Origin of the sequence: Natronomonas sp. (genome assembly GCF_046710025.1) — an archaeon.
In the GTDB taxonomy this organism is placed as follows: Archaea; Halobacteriota; Halobacteria; order Halobacteriales; family Haloarculaceae; genus Natronomonas.
The window spans coordinates 1-16,068 of the sequence record NZ_JBKEGK010000040.1 but is presented as its reverse complement, the minus strand read 5'-3'; the positions used below and the strand labels follow the sequence as shown (position 1 = coordinate 16,068).

The following is a 16,068-nucleotide window of genomic DNA, read 5'->3' as shown; positions in this document are numbered from 1 at the left end:
TGCCGTTGTGGACTTGCTTGAGTACGCCGACTACTCGACCTCTAAGCTCTCACACTATGTCGACGATGCGGCCCTGCTGAAACGCCGGGTCGCGACGAACCGGACGTACCTCGAGCGGCTCTCTGCAGATCCGCTGTCGATCGGTTGGCCCCCCGAGTCGGCCGAGACGCTCCGCTTTCGGATCGAGGAGTTGCTCGGCCTCGTCGGGACGATCGCCGACGATGCGACCGTCTCGACGCTGCGGGAGATCCGTGAACTGACGCGGACTGACTCGTACGAACGCATCCGGGAGGCCGCCCGCGCCGAGGCGGAACTGACCGACGAGCAGCGACGGAAACTTGAACGCGGTGAGGTTGAGACCGAGCGCTCGGCCGCCCGCGAGGAACTCGAACGTCTCGAGGCCCTTCTCTCGGAGTGACGGGCGCGATCGGTACGACCGGCGCGGCCGGGCAACGCTACGTACCGTTCGTTATCGCCTCGTAGATCGCTTCGAGAAGGGCCTCGGCGCGATCGTCCTCGCGTGCCTCGGCGTACAGCCGGACGAGCGGCTCGGTACCGCTCGGCCGGACGAGCACCCAGCCGTCGCCGTAGTCGAGTCGATAGCCGTCGATGGTCGTCAACTCGGCGTCGGCCCACTGGGCGTACGATTCGGCCGCCGACAGCATTGTCTCGCGCTCCTCGGGATCGTCGTACTCGAGGTTCCGGCGACGGGTGACGTACTCGTCGTAGCCGGCGGCAATCTCGCTCGCTGGCCGGTCGACGAGTAGATCGAGAAACCGCGCCGCGGTGTAGGCCCCATCGCGGGCGATCCGGAACTCAGGGAAGAACACCCCTCCGTTGCCTTCGCCGGCGATCGGGACCGACCGCCCGGCTGAACGGAGTTCGCGGATCCGAGTGATGAGGTACGTGCTTCCGATGGGGGTCAACTCCAACTCGGCCCCGGCCGCCTCGACCACGTCGACGAGCCGCTGGGAAACGTTGACCGCGGAAACGACCGCGTCACCCTCGTCAAGTTCCGCGGCCGCAAGCGCGGCAAAGGAGGCTTCCCCATCTATGTGGCGTCCCTCCTCGTCGACGAAGATCGCCCGGTCGGCGTCGCCGTCGTGTGCGATCCCGACGTCGGCATCGCTCGCGCGGACGAGCCGTCGCAGGTCTGCAAGATTCTCCGCGATCGGCTCCGGGTCGCGCCCGGGGAAGTGACCGTCGGGCTGTGCGTTGACGGTCACGACACGACAGCCCAATTCACGGAGGAACTCTGGACTACTGAAACAGCCGGCACCGTGGCCGGGGTCGAGTGCGACGGTGAGGTCGGCCCCGTTGATCCGGTCGCGTCGCCCCTCCGTTTCGAGTTGTTTGAGCAGTCCGCGGACGTACGCTTCGTCCGCCCTCGCTACCGAGCGACTGCGGCCGACCGATGTGTAATCGACACCCCCGTCGCTCCCGTCGGCAAGACGGCTCTCAATCCGCTCAAGCGTCGGCTTCGGAAGTTCGACGCCGTCGCTCCCGATCAGTTTGACGCCGTTGTACACCGGCGGATTGTGGCTAGCCGTGATGATCACGGCTGGCACACCGTGGCGTTCAGCGTACGCCTGTACGCCCGGGGTGGGGAGAACGCCGAGGCGGTCGACGTTGGCTCCGACGGAGGCGAGCGTTCCGGCCGTGACGTCGGCGAGGGGTCGGCCGGTCGTCCGCGTGTCGCGCGCGATGGCGACGGTATCGGCACCGAGCGTCCTGCCGGCGGCGGCGGCGATGCGGCCGACGAACGCCGGCGTCAGTTCCTCGCCCACGACGCCGCGAACGCCGCTCGATCCGAATACGTCCATGTCTGTCCTCTCCAATGGGGACGATAAAATGGGTTCCGACGGAGCGGCGATGTCCTACCGGAACGGGGGGACTCCCCCCGATTAAGATGATAGAATGGAGAGCTATCGCGTCAACGGGCGTCTTAGTTCACGATGTCCGGTTACTTTACATTATACGCCACACGATGTGTCGGCCTCGGACACGTTGTTCGACATCCCGGATTCATCTCGAAAGGCGAAACTTTCAGGTCGGCTGGAGCGAAACATCCGGATGATGGACCCCTTGGAGGACGGATCGAACCGCGAGGTCGAAGCCGTCGTCGATCTGCTTCGGAAACGCGCCCCGCTGTTAGAGCTGCTGGCGGATGGCGCGCGCGATCAGCGCGACCTGCGTGACGAACTCGGTGTCTCTCGGTCGACGGTGTACAAGTCGCTCCAGCAACTCCGTGATGCGGGCCTCGTCGCGGAGCGGGACGGCGTCTACGCACTGACCGGGTTCGGCCGATTGGCTTGGCAGCGCCACGACGACTACCTCGCGCGCCTTCGGCGTCTCGACGCCGGGCGGCGGCTCCTCGAGACGCTGCCGGCGGACCAGCAGTTTCCGCCGACACTCTTCGAGCGGGGCCGTATCACCGTCCCGGGACGGCATGCACCCGAGCGCCCGCTTGATCGGCTTTCGGAACTCGGCGGTAAGGCCGATCACCTCCGGGTACTATCTCCCTCCGGGATGCCGCGGTTTCTCGCCAGCATCCACGAGAACGTCGAGGCGGGCAAACAGACCGCACAGATTGTCGTCGAATCGGACGCGATCCCCCGGCTTCGATCGGGGTACGACCGGTTCGATACAGCCGTGGGCGCGGAGGGGTTCGAACTCCGTGTCATCTCGAATGAGTTGCCGTACGCACTCGTGCTGTTCGACGAGGCCGACGTCGGACTGTTCGGGTACGAGGAGGGTGTCCTCGTCGGGGCCGCCTTCAGCGACGACCCGGACGCACTCTCGTGGGGCGAGCGCATCTTCCAGCGAACAGTTGAGCGCTCGAAGAAGATATAAACGCTTTCGGCGGTGAAACGGCGATAGTATCCATGAGCGACGACGACATCAGCCTTACCGAAAAGCGCGTCTACGCCGGCGGCAGCGACGCGACGACTGCCGCCGTCGCCTCCGAGGTCGGCCTGGCGCGGGTGTCAATCTCCGCCGACATCGTCGGCGAATTCTCGCTCGAACGCCGCGGCCCGACGACCGCAGTCACGGCCGTCGACGGGCGGTTCGCGGTCGGTACGTCGGAGGACGTGTTCGTCGACGCCGACGACAATCTCGAGGGTACCGGGTTTGGGGGTGCCGTGGCGCTCGGCAATCAGGATGGCCTCGTTGCGAGTGACGGTGAACGGATTGCCCACTACGACGGGAGTTGGCAAACGCTCTCGGAACTTGAGTCCGTCCGGTCGATCGACGGTGGAATGGCCGCCGCTGACTCCGGGGTCCACCGCCTCGATGGGACCCATGTGGGTCTCGACGACGTTGTCGACGTGTCGGCGGCCGGGACACCGTTGGCGGCCACCGATGACGGGCTATACTACCTCGCAAACGGTTGGATGCGCGCCGTTGAGGGATCGTTTCGAACCGTCGCAAGTGACGGCGAGCGTGCTCACGCGGCGACTCAGGACACTCTCTACGAGCGGGATGTGGACGGGACCTGGCATCCGGTCGATCTCCCGGTCGATGGGACAGTCGTTGATATCGCTTACGACAGGGGGGTCTATGCCGTGACGGTTGACGGGGCCTGCCTTGCGAACGCCGGGGATGGCTGGCGGCACCGATCGCTCGGATTGACCGGTGTCGCCGGGGTCGCTCTCCTATAGAACGCTGCGTCGATAGAGATAGTTGAAGCGGTGGACGGAATCCATAGCGAACTCGGACCGAAGCACAACAATCTGATCGACACCAGAACGCAACCTGCCTGCTTGTGGCAGCAATCGCCTACGTATAGTGGCATCCGCTTACCCCTTGTGAGCCCCGCTCCGAACCGGACTGTCAGACTGCCCCGGAACCAGTTTCACCGCGCTCTCGGAACTTTATATACTCGGGAACCCGAACCATACGTATGACCCGGCTTCCGGGAGTCGATCCGCCCGAGCAGGTGGTCTGTCACGTCGACATGGACTGCTTCTATGCAGCCTGCGAGCGGCTCCGGGAGCCGGAACTTGAGGGCGAACCACTCGTTGTCGGGATGGGCTACGAGCCGGGGGAAACACACGGCGCCGTCGCCACGGCCAGCTACGAGGCCCGCAAATACGGCGTCGAGTCCGCGATGGCGATCTCTGAGGCACTCAAACGGCTGCCACGGCGTGTGGCCGCCGATCCGGATGACCCGTCCGGATTCTATCGGCCCGTCGATATGGCGTTTTATGAGTCCGTCAGCGAGGACGTCCGGGCCGTCCTGTCGGCGGCGGCCGAGACAGTCCGGAACGTCTCGATCGACGAGGCGTACCTCGATCTCGGCGACGTTGAGTGGGGGGGTGCCCGGTCGTTCGGCCGTTCGCTGAAGCGGGACATCGAATCCGCGGCGGGCGTCGTCGCCTCCGTCGGGGTCGCCCCGGATATGACGACGGCTAAACTCGCCTCCGACGCCGAGAAGCCGGATGGGCTGGTGGTCGTCGAACCGGACACCGTGCGGTCGTTTCTCGCGCCGATTCCGGTCGAAGAACTCCACGGCGTCGGCCCGGTCACGGCGTCGGAGTTGCGATCGATGGGCTTTGAAACCGCGGGCGAGATCGCCTCGGGCACAGAATCAGTCTTCCTCGACGCCTTCGGCGAACGGGGTCGGGATCTCTACGCGCAGGCCCGCGGCGAGGACGACAGAACGGTCGAACCGAAGGGGAAGCCGAAGAGCCTCTCGAGCGAGTCAGCGTTCACCGAAGCGACCGAGGAGCGGAGGCGAACGGAGACGAAGGTCCGCAACCTGGCGTCGGAAGTCGTAGCACGCGCGAGCGCGAGGGATGCTCTCTATCGGACAATCGGTATCAAGGTCGTCAGGCCGCCGTTCGATGTGAACACCCGATCGCGGTCACTTTCGGGGCCCGTAGACAACCCCGAACTGGTTGAGCGGACGGCGCTTGAGCTACTCTCGGAGTTCACGGGCGAGCCGGTGCGAAAGCTCGGGGTCCGGCTGTCAAACCTCTCCTTCGACGAGCGCGATCAGGCGACGATATCGGAGTGGGAGAGCCATGACGACGGGAGCGACTCAACACCCGGGCGTCGACGACAGGCCGGCAACGGGCAAGCCAAGCTCTCTCGGTTCGAGTGACGGCGCGGACAGCCTTTTGTCTACACGGGACGGAACCGTGGCATGAACCACCTCGCAACGGCCGAGGATGGACGGTGGCGCCTCTCGAAACACGCACACGTCGTCGTTCACGAAACCAACGACGGGAACGAACTTCTCACCGTCTACGACTGTGGCGCCGCACAGAAGCCGCCGTCGGCGCAGCTGATCGGCAACCTCGTGCGCGTCGACGCGGCACACGAGATTGTCCGACAGCCAACGGGGTACATAGCCAAGTTGCGCGAGCACTCAGTCCTTGAACGCCAGGACGAGGACCACTGGGTCGTCCGGAGCCGGTAGCGAGCAGGCGGGGCGTTCCGTCGTTCCGGCGTCGGTGCCCCACACAACGGCCTCGACCGATCGCCGGTCCCGTTCAGATCACACGGTTGGTGCTTCCGTTGTCGGTTATAAACCTTCGTTCGACCCCGGACTTGTGCGATGTCCGTCTGATAGGGGCGACCCTGGCGCCGCACGACGTCCGTCTGACGGAGAACTATACCGTCAGAGCGTCTGGCTTTCGACGATGGGCGAGGAAACGATCACCGTCGGCGAGACGCGGGACGGGGAGACCACAGTCGAGTTGCCGATCGTCGATCTGCTGACCGGGCGTGGATTTGTGACCGGGAAGTCCGGGTCAGGGAAGTCGAACTCTGCGAGCGTCGTCGCCGAGAAACTCCTCGACCGCGGCTACAGCCTGCTCGCGGTCGACATCGACGGGGAGTACTACGGCCTCAAGGAGGAGTACGAGATCCTCCACGTCGGCGGCGACGAGGAGTGCGACTTACAGGTCAACGAGGAACACGCCGAAAAGATAGCCGAACTCGCACTCGAGGGAAACGTCCCGATAATCCTCGATGTCTCCAGTTTTCTGGACGAATCGAAGGCTCGTAATCTTCTGACGGAAACGACGAAACACCTTTTCGCCAAGGGGAAAAAACAGAAACAGCCCTTCTTGATGCTCGTCGAGGAGATACACGAGTACATTCCCGAAGGAGGCGGCATCGACGAGTGCGGCCGGATGCTGATCAAGATCTCGAAACGGGGCCGCAAACACGGCCTCGGGATCGTCGGGATCAGCCAACGGCCCGCCGACGTGAAGAAGGACTTCATCACCCAGTGCGACTGGCTCGTCTGGCACCGTCTGACCTGGAACAACGACACGAAAGTCGTCAGCCGGATTCTCGGGAGTGAGTACGCCGACGAGATCGAGGATATGGACGACGGCGAGAGCTTTTTGATGACCGACTGGAACGAGTCGATCCGTCGCGTCCAGTTCGAGCGCAAGCGGACGTTCGATGCGGGGGCGACCCCCGGACTCGACGACTTCGAGCGTCCGGAGCTCAAAAGCGTCAGTGGCGATCTCGTCGACGAACTCCAGGAGATCACGGACGAACGGGAGCGCCGCGAGAACCGGGTGAACGAACTCGAGCGGGAACTCCAACAGCGCGATGAGCGCATCAGGGATCTCGAGCGCCAACTCGCCGATGCGCGCGACCTGAAGCGGATGGCTGACCGATTCTCACGGGCGATGATGGAGCAGGTAACAGGGCGTCCGCTGTCGGCCGCGCCGGGACGACAGAGCGAACTCGAGGAGGCACTCGACGGTCCCATACGCCGTGATCCTGAACTTGAAGCCGAACTCGAGGCGGTTCGGAGCGGCGACCGTGAGCCGATGGCATCGCCGGTGCCTGACGCCGCCGACGAGTGGGACGACTCCGCCGAGTCGGACGCGACGACTGATACAGATGCGGACAGTGATGGTGAATCAGCAAACGCGACCGGAAAGGACAACGGGAGCCGAGATGGACTGTCCAGCAGCGGGGCCTCGAACGGTAGCGGGGCCTCGAACGGCAGCGGGGGCGATGATCGGGTACAAAACGATCCCATCGATTCGAACGCTGACTCGGTGATTGATGCTGCGGCAGCTTCGAGCGTGTCCACCGGGGATGTAACTGGGACCTCCGATGAAGATCGAGGAAAATCCGAAAGCGAGGCGGGCTCGGATGCCACTACGAACCGCAACACCGGCGCTGAGGGTCCCCTCGAAGATCGGCTCCGGGCGGAGGTCGACGCGCTTGACGACGTTGTCACCGGAATGTTGCGACAGTACCGTCGATACGGCCCGATGGAACCGGGCGACGCTCACGCGGCGGCAGGTGGGTCGGGGGATCGGGGGCCGGCGTACGCGGCGAACCGGCGGCTCAGACAGCGTGGCTTGATCGCTCACACCGGCTGTGGGCAGTACGATTACGCACTCACAGAACTCGTCAGAGAGGAATTGGCTGACCCGGTTCGTCCTGAGACGACGCCGAGCGATGAGGATGTCGTCGAAATCGTCGAGGCGGTCGAAGCGGAAGTATCGGCGGCCCGAGATTCCACCTCGAAGTATTCGAAAGTGAGTGGCCGTGAGGAGGACAGCACACTACACCGTGCGGCTGAGCGATCCAGCGTGAGTCGCTGATCGGCCGGATCGGATCGTTACGCGATCGGGTCCACGAGCGATTCGAGCGCGGCCCGGGGATCGTCGGCTTTTGCGACGCCCGACGCGAGGAGGACGCCCTTGGCCCCGAGATCGGCGGCGGCGACGAGGTCCTCGCCGGTCGAGATGCCCGCCCCACAGAGGACGGGCGTGTCCGAGGCGGCGTCGACGGAATCGGTGACAACGTCCGGGTCGGCTTTCGAAACCGGCGTTCCGGTCCCGATTAGTTCGGGCGGTTCGACGGCGACGGAATCCGGGCCGAGCCGGGCGCCGGCGGCGATCTGTCGGGGGTTGTTCGCACAGACGATCGTCTCAAGTCCGGCCCGTTCGGCCGCCCGCAGGCTCCCGTCGATGTCGGCCAGCCGGAGACGGTTCTCCGAGTGGTTGAGAAGCGTCCCGTCGGCTCCGGCCCGCGAGGCGGCCTCCGCGAGCGTTGATCCGGTGTGAGAGCCGTGGCCAACCGGCGAGACGTGTTGGGCCCACGTCTCGGCGCCGGTCTCGGCGACGGACGCGAGATCGGCTGTCTGTGGTGCAACCGCGATCCGGACGCCGGTGTCCTCGGAAACGTCGTCGGCGATCGAGGCGATCTCGACCGGATCACAGGGGTAGGCCTTCAGGTTGATCAACACGAACATACCACGACGGCCGTCGCGCAGGAAAAAATAGCTACCTATCGAGCGACCCGTGTCGAGGCCGTGACGCTGTCGGGAGGCACTCCCGCCCCTGACGACGCCGTCGGTGATCAGTTTACTTCCGGCGCCGAGCGCCGCCTGCTCGAGAATGATGGCCGAAACTCGCGTCACGGGGGGTTGCCCCCGTCACAGTATAACCGCGTCCGGGACGCCCGTTTCGAGTGACTGTTTCGTGTGGTTCTTATCCAAACCGTCCGAGGTGTCCGTATGGAACGAGTGTCGGACCGCGGAATCGTGGGGCGACGGGCCGTCCTCGCCGCGGCCGGCGTCGCCCTTGCGGGGTGTGCCGACAGCGACGGCGGCGAACCGGAAACGACACCCATCCCGGACGCCGAGCGCGAGGCCTTCGACAGCGGGTGGCCCACCTTCGCGAGGGATGCGACCAACACCGGCTACGCGCCAGATATCTCGGGGCCGTACACAGAGATCGGCGAGCGCTGGCGCTTCGAAACCGACGGGTCGATCGCCGCGAGCCCGGCGATCGCCGGCAATACGCTCTACGTGGGTAGCACCGACGGCTCGCTGTACGCCCTTGATCCATACGTCGGTGCGGAGATCTGGTCGTTCGGGACCGACGGCCCCGTGACGACCACGCCCGCGGTCGTCGATGGGACCGTTTACATCGGCTCGGGCGACGAGCGGCTGTACGCGATCGACGCAGCTGACGGGACGGAGCGGTGGCGCTTCGACGTTGGCGATCGGGTCGGCTCAAGTCCGACGGTCGTCGGCGACACCGTCTACGTCGGCGGCGTCAACAGCTCGGTGTTCGCCGTTGACCGGAACTCGGGCGAGCAACGCTGGCGGTTTGGGACCGGGGCGTCGGTGCTCAGTACGCCGGCGGTCGCCGACGGCACGGTGTACGTCGGGGCGGGTGATCTGAACGTCTACGCGCTTGAGGCGGCGAGCGGCGACGAGCAGTGGCGGTTCAGAACCCGCGGTATCGTCAGCAGTGACCCGGCGGTCGTCGACGGCACGGTTTATACCGGATCAAGGGACAGCACCCTCTACGCCCTCAACGCGGACAACGGCGAACCGACGTTGCAGTTCGACGCCAACGAGCAGATTCAGGGAAGCCCGGCCATCGCTAGGGGAACGGTGTTCGTCGGGTCGACCGATGGCTTCCTCTATGCGATCGGAACCGACGGCGGCGAAGACGATGGCCGGTGGCGGTTCCGGACCGGTGATTCGGTCATCGCTAGCCCGGTGGCGACCCAAAACCACGTCTTTGTGGCCTCGACGAGCGGCAACGTCTTCTGTATCCTGCCGGAGGATGGCGGGACCGTCTGGCGGTTTGAAGCCGAGGCCGCCGTCCACGAGGGTCCGGCGGTCACCGACGAGTGGCTCTACTTTGGGGACGTGAACGGAACTGTCTATGCGATCGGCTCGGGGTGAACCCCGTACCTCGTTTCCCATCCGTATGATGCCCCATTTCGAACACCGACACATCCCGTCAGATCAGCGACCGCCTGGAGTTCGTGACGACGATGAGGCTGCTTACGCCCATCAGCACGGCCGCAATGAGGGGGTTGATCAGCCCCGCGACGGCGAGGGGAATCGCAACGAGGTTGTACCCAACCGCCCATAGGAGGTTCTCGCGGATCCGGCGTCGGACGCGATCGGCGATCCCAAAGAAGCTTGGGACGGTGGAAAGGTCGTCGTCCGTGACCACGGCGTCGGCGGCGTCGATCGTCAACTCGGTCCCGTGAGACATCGCGATCCCGAGATCAGCGCCCGCGAGCGCCGCCGCGTCGTTTGTTCCGTCGCCGACCATCGTCACCGTGCCGTCGGCCCGGAGCCGTCTGATCAACTCTCGTTTGGCCTCGGGGCGGACCTCCGCAAACACGTCGTCGACATCGGGGTGATCATCGAAACGTCGGGCCGCACGCTCGTCATCGCCGGTGATCACGACCACGTCGGTTTCGTCGTCGAACGCGGCGATCGCGTCGTCCCAGCCCGACCGGGGAGTATCCCGAAGCACGACGACGCCAGCCGCGGCTCCGTCCCAGCCGACGAGCGTCGGGTGAGCGCCGTCGGCTCGGGCCGAATCGACGGCGTCCGCGAGGTCGTCGGGGACCGTCCAGCCTGCCCGTGTGAACGCGTCTGGATGGCCGACCATCGTCCGGTCCCCCTCGACCGTCGCCGCAACGCTTCGGGGATTTCGTTCGAACCCGGAGACATCGCCGGTCGGCTCGGGCGCCGCGTCGAGAATCGCCCCCCCGATCGGATGATTCGATCGTCCCTCGACAGCGGCGGCGCGCTTGAGTATTGACTCGCGGTCCGCACCGACGACATCCACGACGGACATCTCGCCGGTCGTCAGCGTCCCCGTCTTGTCGAAGGCAACGGTATCGGTGTCGGTGACCCGCTCGAAGACCGAGCCGTCGAAGACGAGAAGGCCGGACTCGGAGGCCGCGTTCGATCCGGCAGCGAGTGCCAGCGGCGTTGCGATGCCGAGCGAGCACGGACAGGAGACGACGAGCACCGACACGCCGATGAGGATGGCCTCGCCCGGAGGGCGACCAAGCCAGAGCCAGCCGAGCGTCGTCACGACGGCGACCGTCACGACGACCGGGACGAACACGAGCGCGAAGCGGTTGGCGACCCGCTGGACGCCGGCGTCGGTGCTTTGGACCGACCACAACAGTTCCATCAGCCGATCGACCGTGCTCGTGCGTTCCTCGCCCACCTCGACGACGAGGGCGTTGTCTGTGACGATCGACCCGCCGATCACCGCCGAACCGGGGGATTTCGGCACCGGGATCGACTCGCCGGTCACGACCGACTCGTCGACCGCCGCGGTGCCGTCCGCGACCTGGCCGTCGACGGGGATCCGCTCGCCCGGCCGAACCAACACACGCTCGCCGGAGGCGATCGACTCGATCGGGGTTTGCTCCGTCGAGCCGTCCTCACGGAGTCGCCGGGCGTGGGTCACCCGCGACTCCGCCAACTCGGAGTAGTAGCCGAGCGCGCGTTCTTTGAACCGCGACTCGACGTGGTCGCCGACGGTCACGACGGCGAGGATCATCACCGCGACGTCGAAGTAGACGGTGCGGCCCTCAAGCAGGAACAGCGACGCCGCGGAGTAGAGATACGCCGCGCCGACGGCGAGGGCGATCAACACGTCCATGTTCGGCTGGCCGACTTTCAGGCTCACGTAGGCCCCCCTGAAGAACGGGTAGCCGACGCCGGCGACGATAATCGTACTCCAGACGAACAGCGGGATGAACACCATGAAATAAAGATTCGACCCATAGAGGAAGTCCCGCGGGTAGACCCCGACGTAGGTCGGATAGACGAAGAGGAAATAGGGAGCCATCACGGGCATCATCACGATCACGGCGATTGCGGCGCGGTACTCCTCCAATGAGAGTCGATCCAGGAAGCCGTTGGGCTCCTCGCCCGGTTCGGAGGCGTAGTAGCCGAACTGACTCAGCGCGTCCGGGATCGCCGCCCGGTCGCACGCGTCGGGGTCGTAGGTCACCCGCGCCATGTCGGTGGAGTAGCTCGCCTCCGCCCCGTAGACGCCCTCGATATCGGTCGCGGCGGACTCGATGAACAGCTCACACGTCGAGCAGTGGAGGCCGTCGATGGAGAGATAAGCGGTCTCGGCATCAACGTCGTCGGGGACCGCCTCTCCTCCATCGCCCGGCGCGTCGGCGTCGTCTTGGAGGGCCTCGGCGTCGACTTCCTCGGGGTCGACGTCGCCGAGGGTCCGATACACCTCCAGACAGCCCCGACAGCAGAACGCTCCGTCGACATCGGGGTCGGTGACCGGCTCCGCCGGCGTCGACAGATCGCACAGCGTACACGAACCCATCAGTGCTGCTTGGGGCTCTGAGAGTAATTCGGTTTGGGTTTCGGCTCGGTGTTTCGGGCTGCCGCACGGAAGCTATATATAAATCCGAGCGATGCGGCGGAAGTAGTCCGGGAACGCGGGCCCCACGGGTGGGATCTCTCGACGGACTGTTGAAGGAGCAGCCTACCTCGTGTCCGTCGTCCGCCTCCCTTCACTCTGTCTGAGGTGGGTTCATCACCGACTACATCGACAGGAATTGACCAAACCGGAAGGTTTCGGAACGAGTAGAGCTATCCATTGAGATACCGGACACGCACTACGACGCACGGGGTAACAGGCGCGGAAGAATCGGAGGCAGTATCCGGAGGATTGAGCGAAAATAGCCTTCTGACAGCGTGTTATAGAAGGACTCACAATTATTTACCGCGGTGCAACTCAAACTAAAAGCGGTTATATGGCGATAGCTACAGAATGCAGTGCGAGATACAGAGGACACAGTCAGCGAACCGCCATTGTTTTCTCCTGTCCATCTGGGGTGGAGCAACTGTTATAACGGTGTGCGAATCGAACGCGAGGTTGGCTTTCAAGTATCGAGAACGGGCCCGTGGCGAGTGACAATCATCGAACGATCAAAACGGGAACGTCCCGTCTCTCAACAATATACTCGCCCACCGGGCCAAAGACTTTATCGCCAACATCCTGCTCGGTTTCACCCAATACAACAAGATCGTAGTTGCGAGCGGCTTTGTTCATCTCAAATGCCACATCACTTCCTGTTCGCACCTCTCGATGGATTTGAACGGGTGGAATATCTTCGTCCGCAAGCACTGAACTCACCTCCTTGAGGATTCTTTTACCCTCAGCTTCTCCCTCTGGATCATCCGGGTCCGCTATGTGTATGAGATCAACTGAAATCAGTTCATCACGATCAACGATATTGAGAAGATTGGCCACTTTCTCTTCAGCATTCTTCGTGTGACGAGACGCAATCAGTATCTTGCCGAGGGTATTTGTCCCTCCCGGAATGAGAATCGCCTCGACCGCATCTGCCTCGGCGATTCTTTGCCGTGCCTCCATCCGATGGTGGTTGAAAATGAGGTCGTGTTCCGTCCGTACTCCTCGTTGCTCGAATCGCTCGGCCTGCTTTCGCAGTTCTGTCGTGAACGCTTCCTCGTATTCGGCCTGTGCCTCTTGGACAGACTCGTCATCATCGAGATGGTAAAATCCCACAAGTTCTGCGTTCGGGTATGCAAGAGATTCAAGAAACCCCGCCGTAGGGAACTCTGGGTCCGGAAACTCGACGAATACAAGGACGGTTGGGTGTTCCATGGTGCCCGTACAACATCCACCCAACTAATTCTTCCCCCGATACTGGCTCGGCATCAGCGGTACTGACTTCTGAATTAATCCCTCTATCTGTGACGTTGTTTATTAGGATTATGCCAGATTCCGACCGTCGTGACACTTCGTTTGTCTGTCTGTAGCGGTTCTCTTGTAGCCTTCTGATACCAGTTGGTGACCGATTCGCGCGCTGTATCTTGCACGCGAGTCTTGACAGGACTTGGAGAGACGGAGTGTGCGATGTTTTCTATGACACGCTCTCCGATGCAGAAGTTTGATTTGGGTTGTCCTGAGTAGGGAAGATCCTGATTTTTTATTTATTCGCCCGCTTATCCCGAAGATTTTTACATTTGGCCCTATTTTAATAAATCGTAAGAGGGCGGCTCATCAGTAGATCGTCTATTGGGGACGACGACATGAATCTTCGTTTCAAAATAGAGAATTGGCAGTAGCGGTGCTGTGCAGTGCAGTTCTACCGAGCGAAGCGAGGTAATGGGGACGGAGGGATTTGAACCCCCGATCTACTGATATCTCCGGTATGCGCCTCGGAACTCCAGAGGGTCGTCAACGCGGCGCGATGATCAGTCGGCCGCTCGGTATATCAGTCTGGAGTCTCGTCACCGGGCGCGTGGCCTCTGGAGTCAGCCGCCATGCCTGGCTTGGCCACGTCCCCTCGTCGATCCGTACCTCCGGTTCGGATAAATGGGTTTCGATTCGCGGTACCGCTATACGGCCGGCGGCCGAAACGACCCTATGGACGAGTCGGTCACGCTCACCGTCCGCGAGGACGGAGCGGAGACGACGATCGAGGCTCCGAGGGGGGCCGTCCTCCGGGACGTCCTCCGCTCGCACGGCTTCGACGTGTACGGATCGGTGTCGAAGGTGGCGAACTGCGGCGGTAGAGGGCTGTGCGGCACCTGCGGCGTCCGGGTGGCGGACGCGGACGGCGGGTCGATCCCGGCGGCGGGGCTCCACGACGCGGCGGCCAAGCGGTGGGGATACCCCCGATTATCGTGTCGGATCCGGGTTACCGAGCCGATGACCGTCGAGGTGATCGAGAAGGTCGTCTGGGGGCAACTCCGACCGAGGTGACAGGGAAATCTCGACGAGAGTGCAGCGTCGAGGGCCGGGGCGGCGTCCCGAGATGTCGGAAGGTATATGAAAATCACCGCTACAACATATGCGTATGTACACAGTTGTAGCAGGTATCGATAGCGACAAGGAGCGTGCGAGGGCTCAAGCCGAGACGATTGCGGACATGCCGATGGACACCGAAGAGATCGAGGTGGTACTCACCCACAGCTTCGAGGAGAACCGTTCCGGGGCCTCGGTCGCGCAGGTGTCGTCGGTCCAGCGGGCCCAGAGCGTTCTTGAGGACGCAGAAATAGATGTCATTCTCGAAGAGGCCGGCAGCGACGATCCCGCCGCGACCGTCCTCAACTTCGCCGACGAGTACGACGCCGATCTAGTCGCTGTGGCCGGGCGGAAACGCTCGCCGACGAAGAAGGTCGTCTTCGGCAGCGTCAGCCAAGAGATCATCCTCAACACCCACCGGCCGGTCCTAGTCTGCGAATAGACCCGCGAGATGCGAAGGTGCTCGACGCCACCGTTGATGTAGGATTTTTTGAGCAACGAAGCTAGTTACTCGATCCCATGTCGATCCCGCACCGGCGTCAAAACTATCTATCCGTCTCGTTCCATCCGCAGTCTTGGCACTTGTACCCCGTGACGAACTCCGTAACGCTCGGCATGTAGCCGACAGAGAGCACGTTGCCACCACACTCGGGACACTCGCGGTCGGCGTCCTCGATCGCCTCAGCGTCCATGACGCCCTCTCCTTCGATGAGTTCGGCGAGTTTTCCCGGCGTTACCATACGTCCCTCGACGACACGGTTGTCGGCCATACGACGATAACGGACGCCGATGGTGGTAAGCCTGACCGTTCCGGTTACCGGCCGGTTCGGTGAACCACCGTAGGGGTGGGGCGAGGAACTCTCAGAGCCACGGGGCCCGGTCGCCGTCCGGGACGCCGGGGGAGCCCTCCTCATCGGCGTCTCCCTCGACCGCAGGGGATGGCTCGCCGTCGGCGTCGGGGCTTGGGTCGGGGTCCGCGCCGGGACCACCATCGGTCGCAGCCGGGGCGGCCCCGGCGTCGTCGGCGTCGATCGCACCCTCGGGGTTGAACGCCAGCAGGCCGGTCAACGCGAGGACGATGAGCGCCAGCGGCTCCTCGCCGGTGATCGGGCCGACCTCAAGGATGGTCAGCGGAAGCACACCCAACGCGACGGCGCTCCCGAAGCGGAACCGGTCGATGTCGACGTTGTCGCGGAGCCACGGGCTGAACAGTGCGACCGCGACTGCGAAGCCGACGCCGATAGCCGCGGCGCCGGTCCCATACAGAACGAACATCGGCTCGGAGACGAACCCGAACTCGAAGCCGTTCGGCTGGAAACTGGCGACGAGCCCGAGGGCGATCACGACACCAGGGCCGGGGAGATACTCACCGACGGTGGCGCTCGCGGTCCGAGCCGCGACGGCAAGGATCACGAGGGCGGCGAAGCGCTCGAAGACCTCCATCGCCAACATCGACTCGATGGTCGGTGCGATGGCGGCCTGGACCGCAGCAAGCGGAATG

At 63.8% G+C, this 16,068-nt stretch carries 14 protein-coding genes, 1 tRNA gene and 1 pseudogene; 9 read left to right on the top strand and 7 right to left on the bottom strand.

Annotation, left to right across the window (positions count from 1 at the left end; translation table 11 throughout):
- Window positions 1-418, top strand: a pseudogene (locus ACI944_RS04615) (hypothetical protein); the annotation flags it as partial.
- Window positions 419-455: 37 nt separating this feature from the next.
- Here ACI944_RS04615 and glmM read toward each other — a convergent pair.
- Entirely contained in the window at window positions 456-1,823 is a 1,368-nt protein-coding gene (gene glmM, locus ACI944_RS04610; RefSeq protein WP_411717891.1) for a phosphoglucosamine mutase, read from the bottom strand.
- Between the two features lie 250 nt (window positions 1,824-2,073).
- Here glmM and ACI944_RS04605 point away from each other — a divergent pair, with 250 nt between their 5' ends.
- The 5 genes from ACI944_RS04605 (at window position 2,074) to ACI944_RS04585 (ending at window position 7,586) form a co-directional block, all read left to right on the top strand.
- Window positions 2,074-2,853 (top strand): helix-turn-helix transcriptional regulator, encoded by a 780-nt coding sequence (locus ACI944_RS04605; RefSeq protein ID WP_411717890.1) that lies wholly within the window; start codon window positions 2,074-2,076, stop codon window positions 2,851-2,853.
- Window positions 2,854-2,885: 32 nt separating this feature from the next.
- On the top strand, window positions 2,886-3,662 hold the full coding sequence (locus tag ACI944_RS04600) for a hypothetical protein (protein ID WP_411717889.1): 777 nt from the start codon (window positions 2,886-2,888) through the stop codon (window positions 3,660-3,662).
- A 242-nt stretch (window positions 3,663-3,904) separates the two neighbouring features.
- Complete coding sequence (gene dinB, locus ACI944_RS04595) at window positions 3,905-5,107, top strand: DNA polymerase IV (protein WP_411717888.1); 1,203 nt, start codon at window positions 3,905-3,907, stop codon at window positions 5,105-5,107.
- 42 nt (window positions 5,108-5,149) lie between these two features.
- Window positions 5,150-5,425, top strand: coding sequence for a hypothetical protein (locus tag ACI944_RS04590; protein ID WP_411717887.1), 276 nt, complete (start codon window positions 5,150-5,152; stop codon window positions 5,423-5,425).
- Window positions 5,426-5,648: 223 nt separating this feature from the next.
- A complete protein-coding gene (locus tag ACI944_RS04585) occupies window positions 5,649-7,586 on the top strand; it encodes a helicase HerA domain-containing protein (protein WP_411717886.1) in 1,938 nt (645 codons plus the stop codon).
- A gap of 17 nt (window positions 7,587-7,603) precedes the next feature.
- Here the strand turns inward: ACI944_RS04585 and tpiA are convergent, their stop codons facing one another.
- Window positions 7,604-8,239 carry a triose-phosphate isomerase gene (gene tpiA / locus ACI944_RS04580; RefSeq protein WP_411717892.1) on the bottom strand — a complete coding sequence of 212 codons (636 nt, stop codon included), beginning with the start codon at window positions 8,237-8,239 and terminating at the stop codon, window positions 7,604-7,606.
- A 264-nt stretch (window positions 8,240-8,503) separates the two neighbouring features.
- On the opposite strand from tpiA, the gene ACI944_RS04575 reads away from it, so the two are divergent.
- The gene (locus ACI944_RS04575) at window positions 8,504-9,688 is read left to right on the top strand and encodes a PQQ-binding-like beta-propeller repeat protein (protein WP_411717885.1); all 1,185 of its coding nucleotides are present in this window, start codon (window positions 8,504-8,506) and stop codon (window positions 9,686-9,688) included.
- A gap of 58 nt (window positions 9,689-9,746) precedes the next feature.
- Here ACI944_RS04575 and ACI944_RS04570 read toward each other — a convergent pair whose 3' ends face one another.
- From ACI944_RS04570 to ACI944_RS04560, 3 genes are all read right to left on the bottom strand, one after another.
- Window positions 9,747-12,113 (bottom strand): heavy metal translocating P-type ATPase, encoded by a 2,367-nt coding sequence (locus ACI944_RS04570; RefSeq protein ID WP_411717884.1) that lies wholly within the window; start codon window positions 12,111-12,113, stop codon window positions 9,747-9,749.
- A 597-nt stretch (window positions 12,114-12,710) separates the two neighbouring features.
- A complete protein-coding gene (locus ACI944_RS04565) occupies window positions 12,711-13,421 on the bottom strand; it encodes a universal stress protein (RefSeq protein WP_411717883.1) in 711 nt (236 codons plus the stop codon).
- A 505-nt stretch (window positions 13,422-13,926) separates the two neighbouring features.
- Window positions 13,927-14,106 (bottom strand) — tRNA-Trp (locus ACI944_RS04560).
- Between the two features lie 80 nt (window positions 14,107-14,186).
- Between ACI944_RS04560 and ACI944_RS04555 the strand changes: the two genes are divergently transcribed.
- The gene (locus tag ACI944_RS04555; RefSeq protein WP_411717882.1) at window positions 14,187-14,525 is read left to right on the top strand and encodes a 2Fe-2S iron-sulfur cluster-binding protein; all 339 of its coding nucleotides are present in this window, start codon (window positions 14,187-14,189) and stop codon (window positions 14,523-14,525) included.
- 94 nt (window positions 14,526-14,619) lie between these two features.
- On the top strand, window positions 14,620-15,009 hold the full coding sequence (locus ACI944_RS04550; RefSeq protein WP_411717881.1) for a universal stress protein: 390 nt from the start codon (window positions 14,620-14,622) through the stop codon (window positions 15,007-15,009).
- A 103-nt stretch (window positions 15,010-15,112) separates the two neighbouring features.
- Here the strand turns inward: ACI944_RS04550 and ACI944_RS04545 are convergent, their stop codons facing one another.
- Together ACI944_RS04545 and ACI944_RS04540 are read right to left on the bottom strand one after the other, a co-directional pair.
- Window positions 15,113-15,337 carry a DUF5795 family protein gene (locus tag ACI944_RS04545; protein ID WP_411717880.1) on the bottom strand — a complete coding sequence of 75 codons (225 nt, stop codon included), beginning with the start codon at window positions 15,335-15,337 and terminating at the stop codon, window positions 15,113-15,115.
- A 91-nt stretch (window positions 15,338-15,428) separates the two neighbouring features.
- Window positions 15,429-16,068 (bottom strand): DUF5794 domain-containing protein (locus ACI944_RS04540; RefSeq protein ID WP_411717879.1); only part of this gene is annotated, 640 nt, incomplete at its 5' end.

Bases quoted from the DNA above. Each gene is read 5' to 3' on its own strand.
- ACI944_RS04590 (WP_411717887.1), top strand. From the start codon at position 5,150: ATGAACCACCTCGCAACGGCCGAGGATGGACGGTGGCGCCTCTCGAAA.
- glmM (WP_411717891.1), bottom strand. From the start codon at position 1,823: ATGGACGTATTCGGATCGAGCGGCGTTCGCGGCGTCGTGGGCGAGGAA.
- ACI944_RS04545 (WP_411717880.1), bottom strand. From the start codon at position 15,337: ATGGCCGACAACCGTGTCGTCGAGGGACGTATGGTAACGCCGGGAAAA.
- ACI944_RS04600 (WP_411717889.1), top strand. From the start codon at position 2,886: ATGAGCGACGACGACATCAGCCTTACCGAAAAGCGCGTCTACGCCGGC.
- ACI944_RS04565 (WP_411717883.1), bottom strand. From the start codon at position 13,421: ATGGAACACCCAACCGTCCTTGTATTCGTCGAGTTTCCGGACCCAGAG.
- ACI944_RS04555 (WP_411717882.1), top strand. From the start codon at position 14,187: ATGGACGAGTCGGTCACGCTCACCGTCCGCGAGGACGGAGCGGAGACG.
- ACI944_RS04575 (WP_411717885.1), top strand. From the start codon at position 8,504: ATGGAACGAGTGTCGGACCGCGGAATCGTGGGGCGACGGGCCGTCCTC.
- ACI944_RS04570 (WP_411717884.1), bottom strand. From the start codon at position 12,113: ATGGGTTCGTGTACGCTGTGCGATCTGTCGACGCCGGCGGAGCCGGTC.
- dinB (WP_411717888.1), top strand. From the start codon at position 3,905: ATGACCCGGCTTCCGGGAGTCGATCCGCCCGAGCAGGTGGTCTGTCAC.
- ACI944_RS04605 (WP_411717890.1), top strand. From the start codon at position 2,074: ATGATGGACCCCTTGGAGGACGGATCGAACCGCGAGGTCGAAGCCGTC.
- ACI944_RS04550 (WP_411717881.1), top strand. From the start codon at position 14,620: ATGTACACAGTTGTAGCAGGTATCGATAGCGACAAGGAGCGTGCGAGG.
- ACI944_RS04585 (WP_411717886.1), top strand. From the start codon at position 5,649: ATGGGCGAGGAAACGATCACCGTCGGCGAGACGCGGGACGGGGAGACC.
- tpiA (WP_411717892.1), bottom strand. From the start codon at position 8,239: ATGTTCGTGTTGATCAACCTGAAGGCCTACCCCTGTGATCCGGTCGAG.